Source organism: Pseudomonas sp. URMO17WK12:I6, from assembly GCF_003253625.1.
In the GTDB taxonomy this organism is placed as follows: domain Bacteria; phylum Pseudomonadota; class Gammaproteobacteria; order Pseudomonadales; family Pseudomonadaceae; genus Aquipseudomonas.
On record NZ_QKYZ01000001.1, the window covers coordinates 680,957 to 702,807 of the forward strand.

21 protein-coding genes are annotated in these 21,851 nt (G+C 60.6%); 10 read left to right on the plus strand and 11 right to left on the minus strand.

The genetic code is table 11. The features are described 5' to 3' along the window. Positions 1-22: 22 nt before the first annotated feature. The 5 genes from F475_RS03200 to def form a co-directional block, all read right to left on the minus strand. Entirely contained in the window at positions 23-337 is a 315-nt protein-coding gene (locus F475_RS03200; protein ID WP_018927310.1) for a tetratricopeptide repeat protein, read from the minus strand. A 131-nt stretch (positions 338-468) separates the two neighbouring features. Further along, positions 469-1,842, minus strand: a complete 1,374-nt coding sequence (gene trkA, locus F475_RS03205; protein WP_018927309.1) for a Trk system potassium transporter TrkA — start codon at positions 1,840-1,842, stop codon at positions 469-471. A gap of 22 nt (positions 1,843-1,864) precedes the next feature. After that, positions 1,865-3,175: a 16S rRNA (cytosine(967)-C(5))-methyltransferase RsmB gene (gene rsmB / locus F475_RS03210; protein ID WP_019580328.1), complete on the minus strand. Its 1,311-nt coding sequence runs from the start codon at positions 3,173-3,175 to the stop codon at positions 1,865-1,867. Then, positions 3,172-4,131 carry a methionyl-tRNA formyltransferase gene (fmt, locus tag F475_RS03215; RefSeq protein ID WP_018927307.1) on the minus strand — a complete coding sequence of 320 codons (960 nt, stop codon included), beginning with the start codon at positions 4,129-4,131 and terminating at the stop codon, positions 3,172-3,174. The genes rsmB and fmt overlap by 4 nt, the downstream gene beginning before the upstream one ends. 70 nt (positions 4,132-4,201) lie before the next feature. Next, entirely contained in the window at positions 4,202-4,708 is a 507-nt protein-coding gene (def, locus tag F475_RS03220; RefSeq protein ID WP_007941507.1) for a peptide deformylase, read from the minus strand. Positions 4,709-4,877: 169 nt separating this feature from the next. Here def and F475_RS03225 point away from each other — a divergent pair, with 169 nt between their 5' ends. The 3 genes from F475_RS03225 (at position 4,878) to F475_RS03235 (ending at position 7,703) form a co-directional block, all read left to right on the plus strand. Continuing rightward, the gene (locus tag F475_RS03225; protein ID WP_018927306.1) at positions 4,878-5,903 is read left to right on the plus strand and encodes a LysM peptidoglycan-binding domain-containing protein; all 1,026 of its coding nucleotides are present in this window, start codon (positions 4,878-4,880) and stop codon (positions 5,901-5,903) included. Positions 5,904-5,983: 80 nt separating this feature from the next. Next, positions 5,984-7,090 (plus strand): DNA-processing protein DprA, encoded by a 1,107-nt coding sequence (gene dprA / locus F475_RS03230; RefSeq protein ID WP_111453121.1) that lies wholly within the window; start codon positions 5,984-5,986, stop codon positions 7,088-7,090. A gap of 55 nt (positions 7,091-7,145) precedes the next feature. Next, complete coding sequence (locus F475_RS03235) at positions 7,146-7,703, plus strand: L-threonylcarbamoyladenylate synthase (protein WP_018927304.1); 558 nt, start codon at positions 7,146-7,148, stop codon at positions 7,701-7,703. A gap of 38 nt (positions 7,704-7,741) precedes the next feature. On the opposite strand, the gene F475_RS03240 is transcribed toward F475_RS03235, so the two are convergent. Next, positions 7,742-8,719 (minus strand): NADPH:quinone reductase, encoded by a 978-nt coding sequence (locus F475_RS03240; RefSeq protein WP_019580323.1) that lies wholly within the window; start codon positions 8,717-8,719, stop codon positions 7,742-7,744. 181 nt (positions 8,720-8,900) lie between these two features. Between F475_RS03240 and hemF the strand changes: the two genes are divergently transcribed. After that, positions 8,901-9,815, plus strand: coding sequence for an oxygen-dependent coproporphyrinogen oxidase (hemF, locus tag F475_RS03245; RefSeq protein WP_018927302.1), 915 nt, complete (start codon positions 8,901-8,903; stop codon positions 9,813-9,815). A 13-nt stretch (positions 9,816-9,828) separates the two neighbouring features. Further along, positions 9,829-10,650, plus strand: coding sequence for a shikimate dehydrogenase (gene aroE, locus F475_RS03250; protein ID WP_018927301.1), 822 nt, complete (start codon positions 9,829-9,831; stop codon positions 10,648-10,650). A gap of 61 nt (positions 10,651-10,711) precedes the next feature. On the opposite strand, the gene F475_RS03255 is transcribed toward aroE, so the two are convergent. The 3 genes from F475_RS03255 to betC form a co-directional block, all read right to left on the minus strand. Then, positions 10,712-12,280, minus strand: a complete 1,569-nt coding sequence (locus tag F475_RS03255; protein ID WP_111453122.1) for a SulP family inorganic anion transporter — start codon at positions 12,278-12,280, stop codon at positions 10,712-10,714. 202 nt (positions 12,281-12,482) lie between these two features. Next, positions 12,483-13,415, minus strand: coding sequence for a choline ABC transporter substrate-binding protein (gene choX / locus F475_RS03260; RefSeq protein ID WP_064615651.1), 933 nt, complete (start codon positions 13,413-13,415; stop codon positions 12,483-12,485). Positions 13,416-13,431: 16 nt separating this feature from the next. Continuing rightward, positions 13,432-14,946 (minus strand): choline-sulfatase, encoded by a 1,515-nt coding sequence (gene betC, locus F475_RS03265; protein ID WP_111453123.1) that lies wholly within the window; start codon positions 14,944-14,946, stop codon positions 13,432-13,434. A gap of 114 nt (positions 14,947-15,060) precedes the next feature. Between betC and F475_RS03270 the strand changes: the two genes are divergently transcribed. Continuing rightward, the gene (locus F475_RS03270) at positions 15,061-16,011 is read left to right on the plus strand and encodes a LysR family transcriptional regulator (protein WP_018927297.1); all 951 of its coding nucleotides are present in this window, start codon (positions 15,061-15,063) and stop codon (positions 16,009-16,011) included. Between the two features lie 5 nt (positions 16,012-16,016). Here the strand turns inward: F475_RS03270 and F475_RS03275 are convergent, their stop codons facing one another. After that, positions 16,017-16,682 carry an NAD(P)-dependent oxidoreductase gene (locus F475_RS03275; RefSeq protein ID WP_111453124.1) on the minus strand — a complete coding sequence of 222 codons (666 nt, stop codon included), beginning with the start codon at positions 16,680-16,682 and terminating at the stop codon, positions 16,017-16,019. Positions 16,683-16,765: 83 nt separating this feature from the next. Here F475_RS03275 and F475_RS03280 point away from each other — a divergent pair, with 83 nt between their 5' ends. Continuing rightward, on the plus strand, positions 16,766-17,092 hold the full coding sequence (locus F475_RS03280; protein WP_019580317.1) for a DOPA 4,5-dioxygenase family protein: 327 nt from the start codon (positions 16,766-16,768) through the stop codon (positions 17,090-17,092). On the opposite strand, the gene F475_RS03285 is transcribed toward F475_RS03280, so the two are convergent. Next, positions 17,093-17,494, minus strand: a complete 402-nt coding sequence (locus F475_RS03285; protein ID WP_111453125.1) for a GFA family protein — start codon at positions 17,492-17,494, stop codon at positions 17,093-17,095. Positions 17,495-17,813: 319 nt separating this feature from the next. On the opposite strand from F475_RS03285, the gene F475_RS03290 reads away from it, so the two are divergent. From F475_RS03290 to F475_RS03300, 3 genes are all read left to right on the plus strand, one after another. After that, complete coding sequence (locus F475_RS03290) at positions 17,814-19,121, plus strand: CitMHS family transporter (RefSeq protein ID WP_018927294.1); 1,308 nt, start codon at positions 17,814-17,816, stop codon at positions 19,119-19,121. A gap of 82 nt (positions 19,122-19,203) precedes the next feature. Next, positions 19,204-19,971 carry a TerC family protein gene (locus F475_RS03295; protein ID WP_018927293.1) on the plus strand — a complete coding sequence of 256 codons (768 nt, stop codon included), beginning with the start codon at positions 19,204-19,206 and terminating at the stop codon, positions 19,969-19,971. Positions 19,972-20,182: 211 nt separating this feature from the next. Beyond that, positions 20,183-21,841, plus strand: a complete 1,659-nt coding sequence (locus F475_RS03300; RefSeq protein WP_018927292.1) for a Na/Pi cotransporter family protein — start codon at positions 20,183-20,185, stop codon at positions 21,839-21,841. Positions 21,842-21,851 lie beyond the last annotated feature (10 nt).

Consider the following 21,851-nt stretch of genomic DNA (forward strand, 5'->3'; position numbering starts at 1 on the left):
TCTTGGCCTGCGTTACCGCTGATCAGTGCGCCTGTCGCTCAAGCTTTTTCAGAAACACCGTCATCTCCTTCTCTGCCTGTTTGTCGCCATGGGCGCGGGCAGCTTCCAGACCCTGTTCCCAGGCCTGTCGCGCCGCCGCGTAATCCGCCAGCGCCAGATGGGCCTTGCCCAAGAGCTTCCAGGCTGCCGAATACTTCGGATCGAACTCGACGCAGCGCTGGAAATGCTCTGCGGCCTTGGCGTTTTCCCCAAGATCCAGATAACCCTTGCCCAGGCCGAAGCGCAGCAATGAGTTATCCACACCCTTGGCGAGCATTTTTTCCAGGGATTCGATCATCGGTGCTTCCTCAGTCAGTGATCGTTCCCACGCTCCGCGTGGGAATGCAGCCCGGGACGCTCTGCGTCCCATTCAAAGCCGAACGCGGAGCGTCCGTTGAGGCATTCCCACGCAGAGCGTGGGAACGATCATCAGAAGAAGCTCAGCCCCACATGGAACAGCTTCTCCACATCCCGAATATGCTTTTTATCCACAAGGAACAGAATCACATGGTCGCCGGTTTCGATCACGGTGTCGTCGTGGGCGATGATCACTTCTTCATCGCGGATGATCGCGCCGATGGTGGTGCCCGGTGGCAGGCCGATGTTTTCGATGGCCTTGCCAATCACCTTGCTCGACTTCGCATCGCCGTGGGCAATCGCCTCGATGGCTTCCGCCGCGCCCCTGCGCAGTGAGTGCACGCTGACAATATCCCCGCGCCGGACGTGGGCCAGCAAGGTGCCGATGGTCGCCAGTTGCGGACTGATGGCGATGTCGATGTCGCCGCCCTGGATCAGGTCGACGTAGGCCGGGTTGTTGATGATCGTCATCACCTTCTTCGCACCCAGGCGCTTGGCCAGCAGCGAAGACATGATATTGGCTTCATCATCGTTGGTCAGGGCCAGGAAAATATCGGCGTCGGCGATGTTCTCTTCCAGCAGCAGATCCCGGTCTGAAGCACTGCCCTGCAACACCACGGTGCTGTCGAGGTTGTCCGAGAGGTAGCGGCAGCGGGCCGGGTTCATCTCGATGATCTTCACCTGGTAACGGCTTTCGATGGCCTCGGCCAGGCGTTCACCGATCTGCCCGCCACCGGCGATGACGATGCGTTTGTAGCTTTCATCGAGGCGGCGCATTTCGCTCATCACTGCGCGAATGTTCGCTTTGGCGGCGATGAAAAACACTTCGTCGTCAGCCTCGATCACCGTATCGCCCTGGGGCAGGATCGGCCGGTCACGACGGAAAATCGCCGCGACGCGGGTTTCGACATTCGGCATGTGTTCGCGTAACTGGCGCAGTTGCTGGCCCACCAGCGGCCCGCCGTAGTACGCCTTGACCGCTACCAGCTGCGCTTTGCCTTCGGCGAAGTCGATCACCTGCAATGCGCCCGGATGCTGGATCAGGCGCTTGATGTAATTGGTGACTACTTGCTCCGGACTGATCAGCACGTCGACCGGAATCGCTTCGTTGTCGAACAGTTCGGCACGGGTCAGGTACGCGGCTTCGCGGACCCGGGCGATCTTGGTGGGGGTGTGGAACAGGGTGTGGGCGACCTGACAGGCGACCATGTTGGTTTCGTCACTGTTGGTCACGGCCACCAGCATGTCAGCGTCGTCGGCACCAGCCTGCCGCAGCACGGTCGGCAGCGAGCCGCGACCCTGCACGGTGCGGATGTCCAGCCGATCGCCGAGGTCGCGCAGGCGTTCGCCATCGGTGTCGACCACGGTGATGTCGTTGGCCTCGCTGGCCAAGTGTTCTGCCAGCGAACCGCCGACCTGCCCTGCGCCGAGGATGATGATCTTCATCCAGTCACTCCCTTAAACCCGGTTAACCGCGCGCGGCGGCAATCTTGATCAGCTTGGCGTAGTAGAACCCGTCGTGGCCGCCTTCCTGGGCCAGCAACTGGCGACCATGGGGCTGCTTGATGCCGGCCGCTGTGGCGAGGTCCAGTTCACGGGCGCCTGGCGTGCGGGCGAGGAACGCTTCGATGACTTCGGTGTTTTCGGTCGGCAGCGTGGAGCAGGTGGCGTAAAGCAGAATGCCGCCCACCTCCAGAGTTATCCACATGGCGTCGAGCAGTTCGCCCTGAAGCACCGCCAGTGCGGCGATGTCGTCGGGTTGGCGGGTCAGTTTGATATCCGGGTGACGGCGGATCACCCCGGTGGCCGAGCATGGCGCGTCGAGCAGAATGCGCTGGAACGGTTTGCCGTCCCACCAGGTGGCGGTGTCGCGACCGTCGGCGGCAATCAATTCTGCGCTCAGACCCAGGCGTGCGAGGTTTTCCCGCACCCGCACCAGACGCTTGGCTTCCAGATCCACAGCCACCACGCCGGCCAGTTTGGGCTCGGCCTCAAGGATGTGGCAGGTCTTGCCGCCCGGTGCGCAGCAGGCGTCCAGCACCCGTTGGCCCGGCGCGAGGTCCAGCAGATCGGCGGCCAATTGAGCGGCTTCGTCCTGCACGCTGATCCAGCCTTCGGCGAAACCCGGCAGGCTGCGCACGTCGGCAGCAGCATCGAGAATGATGCCGTCGCGACTATAAATGCAGGGCTTGGCGGCCACGCCAGCGTCACTCAGCAAGCCAAGGTAAGCGTCGCGAGTGTGATGACGACGGTTGACCCGCAGAATCATCGGCGGATGTGCGTTGTTCGCTGCGCAAATGGCTTCCCATTGTTCAGGCCAGAAGGCCTTGAGGGATTTTTGCAGCCAGCGCGGGTGGGCGGTGCGCACCACCGGGTCGCGTTCCAGCTCGGCCAGCAGCGCTTCGCTTTCCCGTTGGGCGCGGCGCAGTACGGCGTTGAGCAAGGCTTTGGCCCACGGCTTTTTCAGTTTGTCGGCGCAACCGACGGTTTCGCCGATGGCGGCGTGAGCCGGGACGCGGGTATAGAGCAGTTGATAAAGCCCCACCAGCAACAGCGCCTCGACATCGGCATCAGCCGCCTTGAACGGCTTTTGCAGCAGCTTGGCCGCCAACGCCGACAAGCGCGGCTGCCAGCGAGCCGTGCCGAACGCCAGGTCCTGGGTGAAGCCGCGATCGCGGTCTTCGACCTTGTCCATTTGTGTCGGCAGAGAACTGTTGAGTGAGGCTTTTCCGTTAAGAACTGCAGCAAGTGCCTTGGCGGCGGCCAGACGTGGGTTCATTGAGCGTCTGCCGTTTGACCGAGGACGGTGCCGACGGCGAATTTCTCACGACGGCTGTTGAACAAGTCGCTGAAGTTCAGTGCCTTGCCGCCGGGTAATTGCAGACGGGTCAGGCACAGCGCCTGTTCACCGCAGGCGACGATCAAGCCGTCCTTGCTGGCGCTGAGGATTTTCCCCGGTGCGCCCTGCCCTTCGGCCAGGCTTGCGGCCAACACTTTCAGCGCTTCGCCGTTCAGCGTGCTGTGGCAGATCGGCCATGGATTGAAGGCGCGGACCAGACGCTCCAGCTCAACCGCCGGGCGGTTCCAGTCGATGCGCGCTTCGTCCTTGTTCAATTTGTGTGCATAGGTGGCGAGGCTGTCGTCCTGCACTTCGCCTTCCAGTGTGCCCGCAGCCAGGCCGGCAATCGCCTGGATCACGGCCGGTGGGCCCATCTCTGCGAGGCGATCGTGGAGGCTGCCGCCGGTGTCTTCGGCGCTGATTGGCGTGGTGACCTTGAGCAGCATCGGTCCGGTATCGAGGCCGGCTTCCATGCGCATCACGGTCACGCCGCTTTCGCTGTCGCCCGCTTCAACGGCACGCTGGATCGGCGCCGCACCGCGCCAGCGTGGCAGCAAGGAGGCGTGGCTGTTGATGCAACCCAGGCGTGGGATATCCAGCACCACTTGCGGCAGGATCAGGCCGTAGGCGACCACCACCATCAAATCCGGTTTCAGCGCGGCCAGTTCCGCCTGAGCGTCTTCGTTGCGCAGGGTTGGCGGTTGCAACACCGGGATGTTGTGCTCCAGAGCCAATTGCTTGACCGGGCTTGGCATCAGCTTCTGCCCACGGCCCGCCGGACGGTCCGGTTGGGTGTAGACCGCAACGATCTCGTAAGGACTGCCCAGCAGGGCCTTGAGGTGTTCGGCGGCGAATTCCGGGGTGCCGGCAAAGACAATGCGCAGTGGCTCAGTCATGGAAGCTCTCAATTGCAAAGCATCTTGAAAAGAAAAAGGCTTGCCGCGGCAAGCCTTTGAAAGAAGGGCATCAAGCGTTCTGGCGGTGGAGCTTTTCCAGTTTCTTCTTGATCCGGTCGCGTTTGAGCGTGGACAGGTAATCGACGAACAACTTGCCGTTGAGGTGGTCGCATTCATGCTGGATGCACACGGCGAGCAAGCCTTCGGCGATCAGTTCGTAAGGCTGGCCGTCGCGGTCCAGGGCCTTGATCTTGACCTTTTGCGGGCGATCGACGTTTTCGTAGAAGCCTGGCACCGAGAGGCAGCCTTCCTGATACTGGCCCATCTCGTCGGTCAGGGTTTCGAACTCGGGGTTGATGAACACCCGCGGTTCGCTGCGGTCTTCGGAGAGGTCCATCACGACGATACGTTTGTGCACGTTGACCTGGGTAGCGGCGAGGCCGATGCCTGGCGCTTCATACATTGTTTCAAACATGTCATCGACCAACTGACGCACTTCGTCGTCCACTACGGCCACCGGTTTGGCGATAGTGCGCAGGCGCGAATCGGGGAATTCGAGGATGTCTAAAATGGCCATAAGCTTAATTGCTGCACGTGTGAGGTAAAGTCGGGTCGATGGCCTGGCGAGTCCGAAGATGCAGGCTACCGTTGTGAACGTAGCTTCCGGCTTTTCAATAATGAGCCGGAGGCGAGCCACGAGGGCTCTGGCGTTTCACGCGAACGTACATAATAAAGGGATTCACCGCATGAGGAAATCACTACTCGCCTTGCTCCTTCTGGCCTCGGCCGGTTTTGCGCATGGGCAAGTGCAACTCAGGGAAGGTTTTCCACAGCAATACACCGTGGTGGCAGGGGACACACTCTGGGACATTTCCGGCAAATACCTGCGTGAGCCGTGGCAGTGGCCGCAGCTTTGGCAAGCCAATCCACAGATTGAAAACCCCAATCTCATCTATCCCGGCGATACGCTGTCGCTGGTCTACGTCAACGGTCAGCCACGCCTGACCCTCAACCGCGGCGCTTCCCGGGGCACCATCAAGCTGTCGCCACGAGTCCGCAGTTCGCCGGTGGCCGACGCCATCCCGAGCATTCCGCTGAAGTCGATCAACAGTTTTCTGTTGAGCAATCGCATCGTCGACAAGGTCGAGGATTTCGACAAGGCGCCCTACATCGTTGCCGGAGATGCCGAACGGGTACTCAGCGGCACCGGCGATCGAATCTTCGCGCGTGGCCATTTCGATCCGGCACAACCGGTCTACGGCATCTTTCGTCAGGGCAAGGTCTACACCGATCCGCAGAGCAAGGAGTTCCTGGGGATCAACGCCGACGACATCGGTGGCGGCGAGATCATTGCCACTGAAGGTGACGTCGCCACCCTGGCCCTGCAACGCACCACTCAGGAGGTGCGACTCGGCGACCGGTTGTTCAGTGGCGAAGAGCGCTCGATCAATTCGACCTTCATGCCCAGTGCGCCAAGCACCGACATCAATGGCCTGATCATCGATGTGCCGCGTGGGGTCACCCAGATTGGCGCGCTGGATGTCGTCACGCTGAACAAGGGGCAGCGCGATGGCCTGGCCGAGGGCAATGTGCTGGTGGTGATGAAAACCGGCGAAACCGTGCGCGACCGGATCACCGGTCAGCCCTTGAAAATCCCCGACGAACGGGCCGGCCTGCTGATGGTATTCCGCACCTACGACAAGCTCAGCTACGGGCTGGTGCTCAACGCATCGCGCTCCTTGGCGGTGATGGACAAGGTGCGAAATCCTTAAGCCTGCTCACAAGTTACCAACAGAGTTATCCACAGCTTATTCCCGATTCGACGGGACCTTATAACGATCAAGGATGATCCATGTCGCTGTCTGCCTGTACGTCCGTTTCCCCTGCGGAACTGGAAGCCCGTTTACGCCTGCACCTTTTGCCTGGACTCGGTCCGGCACGTTTCAAGAAGTTGCTGGAGGCTTTCGGTTCTGCCTCCAAAGCCATCAGCGCACCGGCCAGCGCCTGGCGCGCGTTGGGCCTGCCCCTCGCTTGCGCGGAGGCCCGGCGCTGCAGTGAAATTCGTGATGGTGCCAGCCACGCATTGGCCTGGCTAGAGCGTCCGGGCCAGCATTTACTGATGTGGGACCAACCTGACTACCCCGCGCTGCTGGCGCAAATCAGTGATGCGCCGCCGCTATTATTCGTCGCGGGCGATCCGGGCATTCTGGAAAAACCGCAGTTGGCGATGGTCGGCAGCCGTCGCGCATCGCGACCGGGCATGGATACCGCCAGTGCGTTTTCCCGCAGTCTGGCCGGCGCCGGTTTTGTCATCACCAGCGGTCTGGCCCTGGGCATCGATGCCGCCGCGCATCAGGCGGCTCTGGACGTTGGCGGGCAAACGGTAGGGGTGCTTGGCACGGGACTTGAAAATTTTTATCCACAGCGCAATCGACGACTGGCGGACGCCATGATCGCCTCGGGAAGCGCGGTACTTTCGGAGTTCCCGCTGGACGCCGGGCCTTCCCCGGGCAACTTCCCCCGGCGCAATCGAATCATCAGCGGTTTGTCCCTTGGTGTGTTGGTGGTCGAGGCAAGTATTGCCAGCGGTTCATTGATTACCGCGAGGCTGGCGGCGGAACAGGGGCGTGAGGTGTATGCGATTCCAGGTTCGATTCACCACCCTGGCGCAAAGGGTTGCCATCAGTTGATCCGCGACGGTGCGGTGTTGGTGGAAACCATCGAACACATCCTTGAGGCCTTGCGCGGCTGGCAACGGCTGCCGTTATCCACAGAAACGCCGCAAACGACGGTAACTCATCCACTGCTCATGTTGCTCCACGCGGCGCCTCATACCAGCGAAGCCCTGGCGGTCACCAGCGGCTGGGCCTTGTCGAAAGTGCTGGCAGCGCTGACGGAGCTGGAGATGGATGGCCGGGCGGTCTGTGAGAGCGGTCGATGGTTTGCGCGGGTAAACTAGGTTTTATAAGGAAGATCGGTAAACTGCGCAGAGCCTTATTCCGGAGAGTTTTTTCATGGTTAACAGTTGGCGTGTGCAACAAGCCGCACGAGAAATTCGCGCCGGGGCGGTCATTGCCTACCCAACGGAAGCCGTCTGGGGACTGGGTTGCGACCCGTGGAACGAAGAGGCGGTGGATCGTCTGCTGATGATCAAGGGCCGATCTGTGGATAAGGGCCTGATTCTGGTGGCCGACAATATTCGTCAGTTCGACTTCCTGTTCGAAGACTTCCCGGAGTTGTGGATGGACCGCATGGCCAGCACCTGGCCGGGCCCCAACACCTGGTTGGTGCCGCATCAGAATCTGTTGCCCCAGTGGATTACCGGTGTGCATGAAACGGTGGCGTTGCGGGTCAGCGACCACCCTCTGGTGCGGGACTTGTGTGCGGTGGTCGGCCCGCTGGTGTCGACCTCGGCGAACCCTCAGGGCCGACCGGCGGCACGGACGCGGATTCGCGTGGAGCAGTATTTCCGGGGGCAGGTTGATTATGTACTCGGTGGCAATCTGGGCGGGCGCAAGAATCCGAGTGTGATTCGCGATCTGGCGACGGGGCATGTGGTGCGCCCGGATTGATGTGGCGAGGGGGCAAGCCCCCTCACCACAGTCTGGTGTCAGGGCAACAGAATCGTTGAACCAGTCGTACGGCGCGCCGACAACTCAGTCTGCGCCTTCGCTGCATCAGCCAGTGGATACCGCTGGCTGATGTCCACCTTCAGCTTGCCGCTGATGATCATCTCGAACAGTTCATCAGCCATGCGTTGCAGGTTTTCAGCATTGTTGGCGTAGGTCGCCAGCGTCGGCCGGGTCACGTACAGCGAACCCTTGGCCGCGAGAATCCCCAGATTCACCCCGTCGACTGCGCCTGAAGCATTACCAAAGCTCACCACCAACCCCCGAGGCGCAACGCTGTCGAGCGATGTCAGCCAGGTATCTTTGCCTACACCGTCGTACACCACCGGGACTTTTTTACCGTCAGTCAATTCCAGCACGCGTTGTGCGACGTTCTCATGGCTGTAATCGATGGTCGCCCAGGCACCATTGGCTTTCGCCAGGGCGGCTTTTTCCGCTGAACTGACCGTGCCGATCAGCTTCACCCCCAGGGCCTTGGCCCATTGGCAGGCAAGCGATCCGACGCCGCCGGCCGCGGCGTGAAACAGGATGGTTTCGCCACCCTTGAGCTCATAAGTCTGACGCAGCAGGTATTGCACGGTCAGGCCTTTGAGCATCACGCCGGCGGCTTGTTCGAAGCTGATGGCGTCCGGCAGGTGCACCAGGTTGGCTTCCGGCAAGACATGCACGTCGCTGTAGGCGCCCAACGGGCCACTGCCATAAGCCACGCGATCGCCAACCTTGAAGCGGGTGACTTCGCTACCGACTGCGTCGACCACGCCCGCGCCTTCGGCGCCCAGGCCCGATGGCAGGGCTGGCGGTGCATAAAGGCCACTGCGGTAATAGGTGTCGATAAAGTTCAGGCCAATGGCCTTGTTGGTCACGCGTACCTGTTGCGGGCCGGGCTCGGCGGGTTGGTAATCCACGTATTCGAGCACTTCGGGGCCGCCATGGACGCGGAACTGGATACGCTTTGCCATCTGCTCTCTCCTTAGGTCTTTGGCTTCTAGAGTCGTAGCGCCAAGCGCCCTATCGAACTCCCAAGCTTGATCTTCGTCAACTGCGGCAGGCTCGCCTGCGATGTTATGCTACGGACCCATTTGCGCCGGCCCCCCGCTCTGATGGAGCGCCGCGTAGCTTTGCCCGATTCAAGGTGATGCCATGACTACCCGCACCGAGGCCGTAAAAGCCTACCTGCTCGACCTGCAAGACCGTATTTGCGCTGCCCTGGAAGCCGAAGACGGCGGCGCGCGTTTCGTCGAAGACGCCTGGACCCGGCCTGCCGGCGGCGGTGGTCGCACCCGGGTGATTGAGAACGGCGCAGTCATCGAAAAGGGCGGCGTCAACTATTCCCACGTGTTTGGCAGCGGTCTCCCACCGTCCGCCAGTGCTCATAGGCCGGAACTGGCCGGTCGAGGCTTCGAAGCCCTGGGTGTGTCTTTGGTGATACACCCGCATAACCCCCATGTGCCGACGTCCCACGCCAATGTGCGCTTTTTCATCGCCGAAAAAGAAGGTGAAGAGCCGGTCTGGTGGTTCGGTGGTGGCTTTGACCTGACCCCTTATTACGGCAATGAAGAAGATTGCGTGCATTGGCACCGCGTCGCCGAACAGGCCTGCGCGCCGTTCGGCCCGGACGTTTACCCGCGCTACAAGGCCTGGTGCGACAGCTACTTCCACATCAAGCATCGCCATGAGCCACGGGGCATCGGCGGCCTGTTTTTCGATGACTTGAACGAGTGGGACTTCGATACCAGCTTCGCTTTCATGCGCGCCATCGGCGATGCGTTCATCGACGCGTACCTGCCGATCGTGCAACGCCGCAAGAATGATGCGTTCACCGCCAAACAGCGTGAGTTCCAGGAGTTTCGCCGTGGTCGTTACGTTGAATTCAACCTGGTCTATGACCGCGGCACGCTGTTCGGCCTGCAATCGGGCGGGCGTACCGAGTCGATTCTGATGTCGCTGCCGCCGCAAGTACGCTGGGCCTACGACTGGAAGGCCGAGCCGGGCAGTGAAGAAGCACGCCTGACCGAATACTTCCTGCAAGACCGCGATTGGTTGGCCAAGGCCTGAACGAGGAATTCTGATGGACCGTTATGTCGTATTCGGTAACCCGATCGGCCACAGCAAGTCGCCGCTGATCCACCGTCTGTTCGCCGAGCAGACCGGGCAGAAACTGGACTACAGCACCTTGCTGGCACCTCTCGACGATTTTTCCGGCTGTGCATTGGAATTTTTCCGCGAAGGCCGTGGGGCGAATGTGACAGTGCCGTTCAAGGAAGACGCCTATCGCCTGGCGAACAGCTTGACCCAGCGGGCGCAACGGGCCGGCGCGGTGAATACCCTGAGCAAACTGGCTGATGGCAGTCTGCTGGGCGACAACACCGATGGTGCCGGGCTGGTGCGGGACCTGACGGTCAACGCCGGATTCAGCCTCGCGGGCAAACGCATCCTGCTGCTGGGGGCCGGTGGTGCGGTGCGCGGCGCGCTGGAGCCGCTGCTGGCGGAGCAACCGGCGTCGGTGATCATTGCCAACCGCACCGTGGAAAAAGCCGAATTGCTGGCGCAATTGTTTGCCGATCTGGGGCCGGTGTCGGCCAGCGGTTTCGACTGGCTGCGCGAGCCGGTGGACCTGATCATCAACGCCACATCCGCCAGTTTGTCCGGCGATGTACCGCCGATTGCCGGCAGTTTGATCGAACCGGGCAAGACGGTTTGCTACGACATGATGTACGGCAAGGACCCAACCTCGTTCTGCCGTTGGGCCAGTGAACATGGGGCTGGCGTGTCGATGGATGGCTTGGGCATGTTGGCCGAGCAGGCGGCGGAAGCTTTCTATCTGTGGCGCGGTGTGCGCCCGGATACGGCGCCGGTGCTGGCCGAACTTCGCCGGCAACTGGCGCTGTAGTTCTGTGGCGAGGGAGCAAGCTCCCTCGCCACAGGTTATCTGTTTGTCAAAACAGTGGCGTTTAGTCCTCAAACCGGATCGGGCATTTCTCCGCGCCTTCCAGCTTCCTCAATTCCTCCACCACTTGCGGCCGTGCCTGCCGCAGAGTCAGGCTGCGATCCTGACGCAGCAGCCGTCGTGCTTCCTGGTGCAGCATTTCCACGCCCGAGTAGTCGATGAAGTTGATCTGCTGTGCTTCGATCACCACTCGCGGGCCTTGCATCCGTTGCAGGCGCACTTGCAGGTAATGGCTGGCGCCGAAAAAGATCGAGCCGCCGACCCTCAGGATGTCTTCGTCACCATTGCGCCAGTGCTGCACCCGTGGCTGTGAGGTGCGTTTGAGGTAGAAGAACAGTGACGCCAGCACCCCGGCGTAGATCGCCGTCTGCAACTCCAGCAACAGGGTGGCGACACAGGTCAGCGCCATGACCAGGAATTCGGCATGGCTGACCCGCAACAAGGCACGAATGCCGCGATGATCCACCAATCCCCAAGCGATCAAAAGGATGCTGCCAGCCATGGCCGGGATCGGGATGTGCGCAATCAATGCCGCACCGAAGATCGCGAACAGTGCCACCCACAGCGCCGAAAAAAACCCGGCCAGCGGTGAACAGGCGCCGGCATCGTAGCTCAGGCCCGAGCGAGTGAAGGAACCGGCGGACAGCGAACCGGAAAAAAACGCCCCGACCATGTTCGAGAAACCCTGGGCGCGAACTTCCTGATTGGCATCGAGCAACTGCTGCGAGCGGGCCGACAGGGAGCGGGCAATCGACAGGCTCGTCACCAGCCCGAGCATGCCGACCGCCACCGCACTGGGCAGCAGGCGCAATATCAGGTCCAGATCCAGCGGCAGCGAGCTGAAGGGCGGCAGCCGCCCGACAAACGCGCTGACCAGCTTCACATGACCGAACATCGCTGGCCACAGCCACACCAGCAATCCGCTCAGGGCCAGAGCGATCAACAGCGTCGGCCAGCGCGGCACCAGCAGTTTCAGCACGATGCCAACCGCGACCGTGGCCAGGCCCAGCAGCAGCGAGGGTTTGTCCACTTCGCCGAGATGATTGAGCAGCATCATCAAGCTGTTGAGCGCCGTGGCCTGGTTGGGCACATCCAGCCCCAGCAGGTTCGGCAGCTGCCCGATGGCAATCACCACCGCCGCGCCGAGGGTGAAGCCCAGCACCACCGAGTGAGAGACGAAATTCACCAGGGCACCGAACCGCAGCAAACCCAGTAACCACTGGAAAATGCCCGCAAGGAAAGTCAGAAGCAGGATCAGCGTGACGTAGTCCTGCGATGCAGGGACGGCCAGAGGACTGACGCTGGCATACAGGACGATGGAAATGGCCGCCGTAGGGCCGCAGATCAAATGCCATGACGAACCCCAGAGGCAGGCAATCAGCACCGGGATGATGGCGGCGTACAGGCCATATTCCGGTGGGAGGCCGGCGATCAGGGCGTAGGCAATGGATTGTGGCAACGCGAGAATCGCACCGCTCAGGCCGACGATCAGGTCACGACCAACGCTGGCGCGGGTTTGCCGGGGCAACCAGGTCAGGAAGGGAAAGAGTGAATGGCGGCTGGGGAAGGCCATGGGTCCTCTCGGTACGGGGTAAATCGTCAGGGTAAAGCATTGGCTCGTAGTGGGCAGATCATTGTGGCGAGGGAGCTTGCTCCCGCTCGGCTGCGCAGCAGTCGCAAATCCGGACAACTCGGTGAGGCTGATAAACCGAGTTTGCCGAAATGGGAGTGCTACGCCCTCCAGCGGGAGCAAGCTCCCTCGCCACAGCGGAACCTTACAACTTGGCTTTGACCGCCGGCAGAGCATCCTTGCCGTCCACGGTCTTCACGCCCTCCAGCCATTTATCCAGCACCACCGGATTGGCCTTGATCCACGCCTTGGCCGCGTCGGCGTTGCTGACCTTCTTGTTCACCACTTCGGCCATGATGCTGTTCTCCATTTCCTGAGTAAAACTCAGGTTGGTGAGCAGTTTGCCGACGTTCGGGCAGGCCTGTGCATAACCTTTGCGGGTCAGTGTATAAACACTGCCGGTGTCACCGAAGTACTTCTCGCCACCCTTCAGATAATGCATTTTCAACTGCACGTTCATCGGGTGTGGCGTCCAGCCGAGGAAGGTCACGAACTTCTGTTTCTTCACCGCGCGGGATACTTCGGCCAGCATCGCCTGCTCGCTGGACTCGATCAGTTTCCACTGGCCCATCTCGAAGTCATTCTTCTTGATGATCTCTTGCAGCGAAATGTTCGCCGGGGCGCCGGAACCGATGCCATAGATCTTCTTGTCGACTTCTTTGGGGTGTAGCTCGGCGTACTTGTTCAGGTCGTTAAAGTTATGCACACCCGCGTCCCAGACGTAATCCGGGACCGCCAGGGTGAACTCGGTGCCGTCGAGGTTCTTCGCCAGCTGCGTGACATCGCCGTTGGCCACGAACTTGTCGTAGAAGCCTTGCTGCGCCGGCATCCAGTTACCCAGAAACACGTCCACCTGGCCATCCTTCAGACCGCCAAAGGTGATCGGCACTGCCAGCGTGTCGACCTTGGCCTTGTAGCCCATGCCGTCCAGCAGAAACCCGGTGATGGCGTTGGTGGCGGCGATGTCGCTCCAGCCAGGGTCGGCCATCTTCACCGTTTCGCAGCTTTGCTCGGCGTAGGCCGAGGTGCTGCCCAGAGCCAGAAGCCCGACTGTCAGTACTGTGGATAACTTTTGCATGGACGTCCCCTTAACATTATTGGTTTTGGCAGGGTTGTGGATAACGGGCTTTACGCTCCAGATCGTCGAGGTCGATGTGGTTGCGCATGTACTGCTGACTGGCATCTACCAGCGGCTGGTGGTCCCAGCTCTTCAGCTTGCCGATGGTCAGGGCGTCGGCGACGAAACGCCGGCGTCGCTGACTGGCGAGCACCTGTTGGTGGATCGCCGGGATATTCCATTTGGCCCGTGCTTCGGCGAGAAAATCCTCGAACAGCTGACGATGTTGCGGCGAATGGCTGAGTTCTTCCTGTTCACTCGGGTCGTTATGCACATCGAAGAGCAGGCAAGGGTCGTCTTCGCTGTAGATGAATTTGTAGGCGCCGCGACGAATCATCATCAACGGGCTGATGGTGCCTTCGGCCATGTATTCACCGAACACCTCGTCGTGACCGCCCTGCCCTTGCAGGTGTGAAACCAGCGAGCGGCCGTCCAGCGGCAGGCCTGGCTCCAATGAGCCGCCGGCCAGTTCCACAAAGGTCGGCAGCAGGTCGGCGGTGGATACCGCTGCGCTGACCCGTCCGGCGCCGAATTGCCCCGGCGCGCTGATCAGCAGCGGTACGCGGGCGGCCATTTCGTACCAGTGCATCTTGTACCAGAGACCACGCTCGCCGAGCATGTCGCCGTGGTCACCGGAGAACACGATGATGGTGTCATCGATCAGCCCGGTTTCCTCGAGTGTTTGCAGGAGTTTGCCGACGTTGCTGTCGATATAGCTGCACGCACCAAAGTAGGCACGGCGCGCGTCGCGAATCTTATCCACAGGCAGCGGCTTGTCCCACAGGTCATAGACTTTGAGCAGGCGCTGGGAGTGAGGATCGAGTTCATCCTGTGCGGGTGTTTCCGGCAAAGGGATGTCGGCGTCGTCGTACAGATCCCAGAACGCCTTGGGAATCGTGTACGGGTCGTGTGGGTGCGTCATCGACACGGTCAGGCAGAACGGCTGATCGCCATCCTCGCGGATGTGATCGAACAGGTATTGCTGGGCCTTGAACACCACCTCTTCGTCGAAATCCAGCTGATTGGTGCGCACGCAGGGCCCGGCTTGCAGCACCGACGACATGTTGTGGTACCAGGTCGGCCGCACGTCCGGCTCGTCCCAGTTCACCGCCCAACCGTAGTCGGCCGGGTAGATGTCACTGGTCAGGCGTTCTTCATAGCCGTGCAACTGGTCCGGACCGCAGAAGTGCATTTTGCCCGACAGCGCGGTGCGGTAACCGAGGCGCCGCAGGTAGTGGGCATAGGTCGGAACGTCGGCGGGGAAATCGGCCGCGTTGTCGTAAGCGCCGATCTTGCTCGGCAACTGACCGCTGACCAGGGTGAAACGTGACGGTGCGCAGAGCGGGCTGTTGCAGTACGCGGCGTCGAACACCACGCCTTCGGCGGCGAGGCGGCTCAGATTCGGCAGTTTGATGGGCGAAGGGCCGTAGAACGGCAACATTGGCGCGGCCATTTGATCGGCCATGATGAAAAGAATATTTTTGCGCTTCATGTGATCGCGGCATTCCATAGTGGATATTTATGCGAGAGTGCTGTGATCGAGCATGCAACCCATGGAAATTGTGGTAAAGCCCACCCCAGGCAATGACTAGGATAAGCACAGCTTATGTATGACGCCCTCGGTGATTTGTCTCTGGACCTGTTACGCGCCTTTGAAGCCGCGGCCCGCCAGCGCAGTTTCACTGCCGCTGCAGTGGAGCTCGGCACCACGCAACCGGCCATCAGTCAGCAGATCAAACGATTGGAGGAGCAGCTCGCTACACGATTGTTTGACCGCATTTATCGCGGTATCGAACTGACCGAGGCTGGCGCGATTCTATTTGAGCAAGTTCAGCTCGGTTTACAGAATATCGACGCCGGATTGAGCGCGATCAGTGCACAGCAGCAACACGAAGTGTTGCAGGTGGCCACCGACTTCGCCTTCGCCGCGTACTGGCTGATGCCACGGCTGCACCGCTTCCATACCGCCCATCCTCAAGTGGACGTCAGCCTGGTTACCAGTGAGCGCAGCCACAACATGCTGCGCACTGATATCGATGTGGCGGTGCTGTTCGGCGATGGCCGGTTCAAGCAAGGCGAGAGCCATTGGTTGTTCAGTGAAGAAGTGTTTCCGGTGTGCAGCCCGCTGCTCTTGAAGGATCGTCCCCTGCCCTTGCCGGCTCAGTCATTGCTGGAGTTTCCGCTGTTGCACCTGCGTGGCGAACACAGCAGCAACTGGTTCGACTGGAGCGGCGTGTTTCGCGAACTGGGGATCACGTCGGCGCCAGCGCCGGGGCAACTGCGCTTCGACAATTACACCTTGCTGATTCAAGCGGCGATTGGCGGCCAGGGCGTTGCGATCGGTTGGCGGCACCTTGTGGATAACTTGCTGGCGCAAGGTCTGTTGTGTCGACCGATTGCCGAGACAGTGATTTCCAGGCTGGGTTATTACGTGGTCCTGCCCCAGCGCAAACGGCGCGGGGCGTTGATTCAAACATTTGTGGATTGGTTGATGGCGGAACAGGCCAGCAGTGCGCAATCGCTTAATGGCCTTCCTTTGCCATCGATTGCGGTATGAGGGCTTTACGGTTCCGAAGTCGCGACAAAATTCACATGCTGACCGACATGCAAATTCAGCCATAACTCATCGGCAATCCCGACGGCAACTCGGTTCAGCCGTTCCAGCGGTTCGGCCAGGCCAGGTTCCAGGCTCGTGCTGACGTGACTGAAGTGCTCGATGGACAGTCCTGGTACGCCGCGTGGGGCATTCACCAGGGTCCAGTGCAATGGGCTGCTTTGCAGTGCCTCGCGGATTTCTTCTGCGGCGTGGCGTTGCAGTTCGTCTTCTATCTCCGGATCGTCCAGCACCTCGAAATCACCCACCACAAACAACCGCGCGATACCCGCGGCCTGCATGCCGTCAATCAGTGCATCCACTGCCAGCACCTGCTCGACCGGGCCAGGCACGATGGATTTTTCGATGTGTTCGCTGTTCATCGGCAACCCCGGCGCATCCAGCAGGCAGATCACCGCCGAACAGCCGGCCACGCTTTGCTTGACCCGTTTGGCATCGAACAGATTGCCGGCCTTGGTGCGCAATCCGGGGCGTGGCGCGAGTGCCGTCAGGTCATCGAGAATCGCGATCACTTCATGTTGGCGCCGCAGCATTTCCGCCATCAGCGCACTGCCCAGGCTACTCATGGCACCATAAAGCACTACCTTCACTACCGGGGTTTCGGCATTTCTCATGGCTGTGCTCCGAACGTCCTGCCTATATAACGTAAGACCTGTGGGGAACGGTGTGGGTTCGACCAGGTTCAAAGGGGTTTCAGATGCAACAGATCAAGGGCTACCACGCCCATGTCTATTTCGACGCCAATACTCTCCCGCAGGCCCGGGCCTTGTGTGAGCAGGCCGCACAATTGTTTCCACTGAAGATGGGCCGCGTGCATGAACGCCTGGTTGGCCCGCACCCGGACTGGAGCTGCCAATTGGCTTTCGAGCCGCAATACCTTGGCGAGGTATTGCCGTGGCTGGCGCTCAATCGCAAGGGGTTGGTGGTGTTCCTGCACCCGGAGACCGGCAACGATCTGCTCGACCACACCGAGCACGCGATCTGGATGGGTGCGATCCGGCCGCTGGACCTGTCTGTTTTCTGATCAGAGTTGTTCTTCGGCCTCGCCAGGCAAATGTTCGTCCAGATGCAGCCAGGGCAACCGACTGTCCGTCCAGATATGCCGCTCGGCCGGCGCCTGCTCAGGGTGGTCAAGGGTGGCGATGGTCACGTCGACGCTTTCGGGACTGAGCGTTGTTACCAGCGCCAGCTGCGCCCCGCAGTTGGGGCAGAAATACCGCGTGCAAGTGGATGATGAGCCATACCGGGACGGTGTACCCGCGACCCAGGCAAATGCCGAGGCGGGGACGGTGATCCAGGTGGTCACGATCCCGCCGCTGACCCGCCGGCAAATCGAGCAATGGCAGTGGGCGATATCCTGCAATGGCCCGCTGAATTGATAGCGGATTTGTCCGCAGTGGCAGCCGCCAGTGTGAAGTTCGCCCATGTTTTTTCCTCCTGAGCCTGTGTTTACTGACTTTCAACCCGGCCGACGACCGGTCGTACATTCGGTCAATGCTTTCATCCGCGAAAGCTGGCTGAAAGCTTCCCCGATTAGGATCGCCTCACTGCCGGCAACAGACCGGTTGGCCAACGCGAGTGTTTCATTGCCCGCCCGGCCCATTTAACAACAACAATGGTGATTCTGATGTCCGCTCCTATCCGCCTCTTCGCTGCACCTCCGTCCGTACGTTTCGTGCTTCCCGTTCTGCGCTGACCTCATCGGTTCGCCCATTCCCTAGCCGCGCTACGCCTGGAGTATTCCTATGCTGACTTTCCTTGGCTTTGCCATGGTCATCACGTTCATGTTCCTGATCATGACCAAGCGCCTGTCCGCGCTGATCGCCCTGATTATCATCCCGATCATCTTCGCCCTGTTCGGCGGTTTCTCGCCGAAGATCGGCCCGATGATGCTCGAAGGCATCACCAAGCTTGCGCCGACCGGCGTGATGCTGATGTTCGCCATCCTTTACTTCGCCCTGATGATCGACTCCGGCCTGTTTGACCCGGCCGTGCGCAAGATCCTCAAACTGGTCAAGGGCGACCCGTTGAAGGTGTCGGTCGGTACCGCCGTGCTGGCGCTGATCGTGTCCATGGACGGTGATGGCGCCACCACTTACATGATCTGCGTGGCCGCCATGCTGCCGCTCTACAGCCGCATCGGCATGAGCCCGCGGATCATGGCCGGTCTGATCATCCTCGCCGGTGGCGTGATGAACATGACCCCTTGGGGCGGTCCGACCGCTCGTGCGGCCAGTGCGCTGCATGTGGACCCGTCCGCGATCTTCGTACCGATGATTCCGGCGATGCTGGCCGGTGTGGTGGCGATTCTGGCGATTGCCTATGTCTACGGTAAACGCGAGCGTGCGCGTCTGGGTGAATTGCATCTGGTCGGTGATGAAATCGACCACAGCGAAATCAGCGTTTCGCAGTTCCCGGACGCCCGTCGTCCAAAGCTGATCTGGTTCAACGGCGCGCTGACCCTGGCACTGATGGGCACCTTGATCGCCGGCCTGTTGCCGCTGCCAGTGCTGTTCATGGTGGCGTTCAGTATCGCGATGATCGTCAACTATCCTTGCCTGCAACAGCAGAAGGACCGCGTTGCGGCCCACGCCGGTAGCGTGTTGGCGGTGGTCGGGTTGATCTTTGCCGCGGGTATCTTCACCGGTATCCTGACGGGCACCGGCATGGTCGACGCCATGTCCAAGAGCCTGCTGGCAGTCATCCCGGATTTCCTCGGCCCGTACCTCGCCGTGATCACCGCGCTGGTGAGCATGCCGTTCACGTTCTTCATGTCGAACGACGCATTTTATTACGGCGTGTTGCCAGTGCTTGCTGAAGCCGCCAGTCATTACGGTATAACCGCGGTAGAAATGGCACGTGCCTCGATCGTCGGTCAGCCCGTCCACTTGCTGAGCCCGCTGGTACCATCGACCTACCTGTTGGTGGCCCTGGCCGGTATCGAATTCGGTGACCATCAGCGGTTCACCTTGAAGTGGGCGGTGCTGGTTTGCCTGTGCATACTGGTGGCGGCCTTGCTGATGGGGATATTTCCACTGTTCAGCACGCTATAAGCCAAGACTCGCCATGAGGGGTCCAGGCTTTGTTTGAAGCCTGGGCCCTTCGTGGTTTAAACACATCCTCAAAGGAATACACATGGAATGGCTGACCAACCCTGAAATCTGGGTTGCCTTCTTCACCCTGACCGCCCTGGAGATCGTCCTGGGCATCGACAACATCATCATGATCTCGATCCTGGTCAGCCGCATGCCCAAACACATGCAGGCGCGTACCCGGATCTTCGGCCTGGCGCTGGCCATGGTCACCCGGATTCTGTTGCTGCTGTCGATCACCTGGGTCATGCGTCTCACCGCGGACCTGTTCGAAGTGTTCGGCCAGGGTATTTCCGGGCGTGACCTGATCTTGTTCTTCGGTGGTCTGTTCCTGCTGTGGAAAAGCTCGCAAGAGATGTATCACGCGCTGGAAGGCGAGGATGAAACCAGCGACGAGCCAAGTGGCAAGGGCGGTAACTTCCTCTACACCATTATCCAGATCGCGATCATCGACATCGTGTTCTCGCTGGACTCCGTCATCACTGCCGTTGGCATGGTGTCCCACGTACCGGTCATGGTCGCGGCAATCATCGTCGCAGTGCTGGTGATGATGTGGGCTTCCGGCACCATCAGCGAGTTCATCGACAAGCACCCGTCGCTGAAAATGCTGGCGCTGTCTTTCCTGTTGATCGTCGGTACCGTGCTGATTGCCGAATCCTTCGATGTGCATGTGCCGAAAGGCTACGTCTACTTCGCCATGGCGTTCTCGCTGGCAGTGGAAGCGATCAACATCAGGATGCGCACCGCGATTGCGAAAAAACGCACACAGCAAGAGCCGGTGAAACTGCGCAAGGATGTTCCGGGTCAGTAACCCGAACACCCTGCTGTGACAAAGGGGCCTTCGGGCCCCTTTGTCATGTCTGCATCAAACTGTTTTCATGACAGTTTTGTTTCAATCGCTTCTTTAGCTATGCGATGCTGGCGTCCAGACCGTTAGCCAACTACAGCTTAAGTACAGAACGTAGAAGAACGCGGCATCGTTAACTTGCCCCGCTGGGGCGCTACCACCACAGGGGGCCTGTATGCTCACCCTGCTCAATTTATTATCGGCCGTGGCCTTGCTGATCTGGGGCACGCACATCGTCCGAACCGGCATCCTGCGGGTTTATGGCTCCAACTTGCGCCATGTGATCGGCCAGAACATGGCCAGGCGCTGGCTGGCGTTTATCGCCGGGATCATGGTGACCGCCATGGTCCAGAGCAGCAACGCCACCGCCATGCTCGTCACCTCATTTGTCGGTCAGGGCCTGATGGCGCTGACCCCGGCCCTGGCGACGATGCTCGGTGCCGACGTCGGTACCGCACTGATGGCGCGGGTACTGACCCTCGACCTGTCGTGGCTGTCACCGCTGCTGATCTTTCTCGGGGTGATTTTCTTTCTGTCGCGCAAGCAGACCCGGGTCGGGCAGATGGGGCGGGTCAGCATCGGTCTGGGGCTGATCATTCTGGCGCTGCAACTGATCGTCGAGGCCGCCACGCCGATCACTCATGCTCAGGGAGTGAAGGTGATTTTTGCCTCTCTGACCGGCGATATCTTGCTCGATGCGCTGGTCGGTGCACTGTTCGCGATGATTTCATACTCCAGCCTGGCCGCCGTATTGCTGACCGCGACCCTCGCCGGTGCCAGCGTGATCAGCCTGCCAGTGGCCATCGGCCTGGTGATCGGCGCCAACATCGGCAGCGGCGTTCTCGCCTTCCTCAGCACCAGCATGCAGAACGCCGCCGGCCGTCAGGTGGCGCTGGGCAGCCTGTTGTACAAACTGATTGGTCTGCTGCTGATCATTCCGGTGCTCGATCCACTGGTGCACTGGATCGACAGCTTCGACTTCAGCGCTCAGGAAATGGTCATCGGCTTCCACCTGCTCTACAACACCGCGCGCTGCCTGATCCTGTTGCCCAGCGTCGGGCTGATGGCCAGGCTCTGTGCTTGGCTGCTGCCGGAGCGGCCGGACATCAACGGCACGGCCAAGCCGCGGCACCTTGACCCGACGGCTTTGGTGACCCCTAGCCTGGCGCTGGCCAATGCCGCCCGGGAAACCCTGCGCATCGGCGATCTGGTCGACAACATGCTCGAAGCCATGCTCGCCGTACTGCGTGGCAAACAGACCGCCGTTACCCAGGAAATCCGACGCCTGACCGATGATGTCGAAGCGCTCTACAGCGCGATCAAACTCTATCTGGCGCAAATGCCTCGGGAAGACCTCAGCGAACAAGATAGCCAACGGTGGGCTGAAACCATCGAGCTGGCGATTAACCTGAAACTGGCCAGTGACCTGATCGAACGCATGCTGCGCAAGGTTCAGCAGCAGAAAACCGCGCAGCGGCGGTCGTTTTCCGAGGTCGGTCTGGAAGAATTGGCGGGCCTGCACAGCCAGCTGATTGCCAACCTGCGCCTGGGGTTGTCGGTGTTCCTCAGTTCCGATCCGGAAAGTGCTCGCCAGTTACTGCGTGAGAAACGTCGCTTTCGCGCACAGGAACGCCGCCTGGCCCACGCTCATGTCAGTCGTTTGCACCGTAAGATTGTGCAAAGCATCGAGACCAGTTCGCTGCATCTGGAGCTGATCGCTGATATGAGGCGCCTCAATTCGCTGTTTTGCAGCAGTGCCTATGCGGTGTTGGGCACTTCGGACACCGGTGCTCTGGCGGTCGACGATTTGGCTGACATCACTCATTCACCCTGAACGTCCACAG

Bases quoted from the DNA above. Each gene is read 5' to 3' on its own strand.
- F475_RS03200 (WP_018927310.1), bottom strand. From the start codon at position 337: ATGATCGAATCCCTGGAAAAAATGCTCGCCAAGGGTGTGGATAACTCA.
- trkA (WP_018927309.1), bottom strand. From the start codon at position 1,842: ATGAAGATCATCATCCTCGGCGCAGGGCAGGTCGGCGGTTCGCTGGCA.
- rsmB (WP_019580328.1), bottom strand. From the start codon at position 3,175: ATGAACCCACGTCTGGCCGCCGCCAAGGCACTTGCTGCAGTTCTTAAC.
- fmt (WP_018927307.1), bottom strand. From the start codon at position 4,131: ATGACTGAGCCACTGCGCATTGTCTTTGCCGGCACCCCGGAATTCGCC.
- def (WP_007941507.1), bottom strand. From the start codon at position 4,708: ATGGCCATTTTAGACATCCTCGAATTCCCCGATTCGCGCCTGCGCACT.
- F475_RS03225 (WP_018927306.1), top strand. From the start codon at position 4,878: ATGAGGAAATCACTACTCGCCTTGCTCCTTCTGGCCTCGGCCGGTTTT.
- dprA (WP_111453121.1), top strand. From the start codon at position 5,984: ATGTCGCTGTCTGCCTGTACGTCCGTTTCCCCTGCGGAACTGGAAGCC.
- F475_RS03235 (WP_018927304.1), top strand. From the start codon at position 7,146: ATGGTTAACAGTTGGCGTGTGCAACAAGCCGCACGAGAAATTCGCGCC.
- F475_RS03240 (WP_019580323.1), bottom strand. From the start codon at position 8,719: ATGGCAAAGCGTATCCAGTTCCGCGTCCATGGCGGCCCCGAAGTGCTC.
- hemF (WP_018927302.1), top strand. From the start codon at position 8,901: ATGACTACCCGCACCGAGGCCGTAAAAGCCTACCTGCTCGACCTGCAA.
- aroE (WP_018927301.1), top strand. From the start codon at position 9,829: ATGGACCGTTATGTCGTATTCGGTAACCCGATCGGCCACAGCAAGTCG.
- F475_RS03255 (WP_111453122.1), bottom strand. From the start codon at position 12,280: ATGGCCTTCCCCAGCCGCCATTCACTCTTTCCCTTCCTGACCTGGTTG.
- choX (WP_064615651.1), bottom strand. From the start codon at position 13,415: ATGCAAAAGTTATCCACAGTACTGACAGTCGGGCTTCTGGCTCTGGGC.
- betC (WP_111453123.1), bottom strand. From the start codon at position 14,946: ATGAAGCGCAAAAATATTCTTTTCATCATGGCCGATCAAATGGCCGCG.
- F475_RS03270 (WP_018927297.1), top strand. From the start codon at position 15,061: ATGTATGACGCCCTCGGTGATTTGTCTCTGGACCTGTTACGCGCCTTT.
- F475_RS03275 (WP_111453124.1), bottom strand. From the start codon at position 16,682: ATGAGAAATGCCGAAACCCCGGTAGTGAAGGTAGTGCTTTATGGTGCC.
- F475_RS03280 (WP_019580317.1), top strand. From the start codon at position 16,766: ATGCAACAGATCAAGGGCTACCACGCCCATGTCTATTTCGACGCCAAT.
- F475_RS03285 (WP_111453125.1), bottom strand. From the start codon at position 17,494: ATGGGCGAACTTCACACTGGCGGCTGCCACTGCGGACAAATCCGCTAT.
- F475_RS03290 (WP_018927294.1), top strand. From the start codon at position 17,814: ATGCTGACTTTCCTTGGCTTTGCCATGGTCATCACGTTCATGTTCCTG.
- F475_RS03295 (WP_018927293.1), top strand. From the start codon at position 19,204: ATGGAATGGCTGACCAACCCTGAAATCTGGGTTGCCTTCTTCACCCTG.
- F475_RS03300 (WP_018927292.1), top strand. From the start codon at position 20,183: ATGCTCACCCTGCTCAATTTATTATCGGCCGTGGCCTTGCTGATCTGG.